Origin of the sequence: Aquicoccus sp., from assembly GCF_041686535.1 — a bacterium.
Taxonomy (GTDB): Bacteria; Pseudomonadota; Alphaproteobacteria; order Rhodobacterales; family Rhodobacteraceae; genus Aquicoccus.
Genome location: NZ_JAWLDS010000187.1, coordinates 1 through 2929, shown reverse-complemented (window position 1 = coordinate 2929; position 2929 = coordinate 1). Strand labels below are relative to the sequence as shown.

Below are 2929 nucleotides of genomic sequence, written 5' to 3'. Positions count from 1 at the left end.
CGCGCTGTTCATCCATCGCCCCGGTGGAAAACTCGTCGTTGCTTCCGCGAACGGCAACGGTTTTGTCGTGCCCGAAGATGATGTCGTCGCCCAGACCCGCTCGGGCAAGCAGGTGCTCAACGTCAAGGACACGGTGGCCGCTGTCGCCCGGCGCGTCGCGGGCGATCACGTGGCGGTCTGTTCGGAGAACGGAAAGTTCCTGGTCTTTCCGCTCTCCGAACTGCCCGAGATGGGCCGCGGCAAGGGCGTGCGGCTCCAGAAATACAACCTCGCCCGGGGCCGCCAGGGCGCGCTGGAACTCGATGGCGGGCTGGCCGACCTGACCACATTCGAATGGGCCAGGGGGCTGAGTTGGGAAATGGGCGGCGGCAAGACCCGCCACGAGCCTGACATGAGCGAATGGCTGGGCAAGCGCGCCAGCGTCGGCAAGCGCCCGCCCTATGGCTTCCCCAAGAGCTACAGGTTCGACTGAACCCGGTTCGCCGCTTCTGCCTCCGCGTGCAAACCGGCCACGTCTCTCATTTGCGTGCCGTGCATCCTTCGAAGCGGCCGTTGCGTTAAGGATTTTCGGGCCCGTCGGCGGGCGATCTGCCCGGCAGCCGGGCGGCAGCCGGGAGTCATACGCATTTCACCCCCGTTTTCGGCCTCTTCGGCCGCGTTAACCAACCGGGTCCGAGGTCAGCCAGACCCCGCCCTGTGGCCGCAGCGTGAGGATCATCACCGGCTCCGGTGTGCGCCCTGGAACAAGGTGAAACCGGCGCCGGGACAACAGCGTCGCCAAGACGATCACCGCTTCCTGGAGGGCGAAACTCGCCCCGATGCAGATCCGCGGACCATCGCCGAACGGCAGATAGGCATAGCGATCTATCGCCTTGCGATCATTGAACCTTTCTGGCCGAAAGGCATCGGGGTCATCCCACAAGAGCCGGTTGCGGTGCAGCGCGTAGATGGGGATCATCACCGTATCGCCGGGCCGCACCTCGCGCCCGCAAAGCGTGTCACGCGCCTGCGCCGTGCGGCTGATGATCCCGGCCGGCGGATAGAGCCGCAGCGCCTCATCCACGATCATCCGGCAAAAGGGAAGTGATTCCAGGTCATTGGCCGTCGCCACCCGCCCGTTCAGCGCCGCCTGCGCCTCTTCTCTTGCCCGGGTCTGGACCTTCTGGTCGAAGGCGCAAAGATAGAGCGCCCAGGACAGGGTGAGTGCCGTCGTTTCATGCCCCGCGACGATAAAGGTCAGGAGGTTGTCGCGCAGCTCGGACGTGTTCATTTTCCTTTTGGTTTCAGGGTCTTCACCCTCGAGAAGCAGATCGAGCAGGTCTGGGACCGTGCTGGACCCATTGGCCTTGCGGGCTTCGATCGCCTGATCCGCCATCGCCTTCATGTCGCGCACCGGCGGACCCGTGCGGATGCGCCCCGGTCGCGGCACCCAGTCGGGCATTCCCAGAATGTCGAACAACGACAGCCGCCCGGCCGCGTCGATATAACCGTCGATGGCGCGATGCACCTCTTCGGGGTCAAAGTGTGAACCTTCGGAAAAGGTCACGTTTCCAATGACTTCAAAGGTTGCGCGGACCATCTCGTCATACATGTCCACGGCGCGTTTCCCCGCCTCCGCGACCCGGTCCGCCGAATGTTGCGCCGCTGCTGACATGACCGGGCCAAGGTTCGTGACATTGCGGTGCGAAAAGGCCGGAGCAGCAGCCCGCCTCTGCCACCGCCAATGCGCGCCTTCGGCGATGAAAAGCGAGTCGCCGATGGCCGGCTTCAACAGGTTTTTCGTGACCAGGGATTTCGGGTAGTTCTCGATGTTTTCCAAAAGGATGCGCCGGATGGCACCCGGGTCCATCACCATGTGCCAGCGTTTCGCGGTGCGTCCCGAAACCATCGGTTGGCGGGTGGCGATTTCCGGCAGGATCGACAGCAGATTGCGCCGCGCCGCGTTGAGCGAGGCAAGTATCCCCATCGGCCGCGTGACCAGCGGCACCTGCACCGGGAGATTGCCTGCACCCATCCTGCTATCCTTCGCATCGGTAACCTGATGTTAAGATAGGTGCGACCATGCTTGTGGCCAATGGTCTGGCGTGCATTGCGCTGGCCGTATCGCTGCGTTATCCCGGGCTGCGTCACGAAACCGGAGGCTGCCCGCATGATCCGCAATCTCGTCCTTTTCCTGTCGCTGAGCGTCTTGATCGCCTGTGGCAATGCCGATGATCTCGACGAAGCGCCGGTCGAACTGGGCAATTTCAGCCTCGGGCACAACGTGGTCGTGGCGCCAAACCTGACCAAGGGCCCGGTTTCGCGCGAGGCCAGCAAGGAAGAGTGGACCGACGCGATGACCGATGCCATCGAAGCGCGGTTCGGGCGCTACGAGGGCGACAAGGTCTACCACTTCGGTGTCAGTGTCGAAGGATATGTTCTCGCGCAGCGTGGCATCCCCCTTGTCGCCAGCCCCAAATCGATCCTGATCTTCAACCTGACTGTCTGGGATGATGCGGCGGACAAGAAGCTCAACGAGGAGGTCAAGCAGATCACCGTTATCGAATCCTTTGGCGGCGACACCCTGGTTGGATCGGGCTATACCAAGACCGGCGAGGAGCAGATGCAGCAACTCGCCCGCATCGCGGCCAAGGAGATCGAGCGCTATCTGGTGCGCCAGAACTACGAGCAAGGCTGGTTCAGGGACTGACCGGTAAACGAGGATAGCGGGCTTCGCGGCCCGGGGCCTGTAAGGGGTGTAAGAGAGCCTTGATTTCCCTTGTCCAACCCAATAAATGCCGCGCGGAGTGAAACCAGGCCCGCGGGGTCGCAAGCAAAGGGCGCCAACACGATGGCAAAAGCAAAGTTTGAACGTAACAAGCCGCATGTGAACATCGGGACGGTTGGTCACGTTGACCACGGCAAGACGACGCTGACGGCGGCGATCACG

The 2929-nt window shown here is 62.9% G+C and carries 4 protein-coding genes; 3 read left to right on the top strand and 1 reads right to left on the bottom strand.

The window, feature by feature from the left end; translation table 11 throughout:
- On the top strand, nt 1-472 hold a 472-nt coding region (locus ACESL9_RS17765; RefSeq protein ID WP_372675401.1), incomplete at its 5' end, for a DNA gyrase C-terminal beta-propeller domain-containing protein.
- Nucleotides 473-658: 186 nt separating this feature from the next.
- Here the strand turns inward: ACESL9_RS17765 and ACESL9_RS17760 are convergent.
- Nucleotides 659-2014: a cytochrome P450 gene (locus ACESL9_RS17760; RefSeq protein ID WP_372615323.1), complete on the bottom strand. Its 1356-nt coding sequence runs from the start codon at nt 2012-2014 to the stop codon at nt 659-661.
- A 135-nt stretch (nt 2015-2149) separates the two neighbouring features.
- Here ACESL9_RS17760 and ACESL9_RS17755 point away from each other — a divergent pair, with 135 nt between their 5' ends.
- A complete protein-coding gene (locus tag ACESL9_RS17755) occupies nt 2150-2689 on the top strand; it encodes a hypothetical protein (protein WP_372615322.1) in 540 nt (179 codons plus the stop codon).
- 141 nt (nt 2690-2830) lie between these two features.
- A partial coding sequence (locus ACESL9_RS17750; protein WP_372615002.1) for a GTP-binding protein occupies nt 2831-2929 on the top strand: 99 nt, incomplete at its 3' end.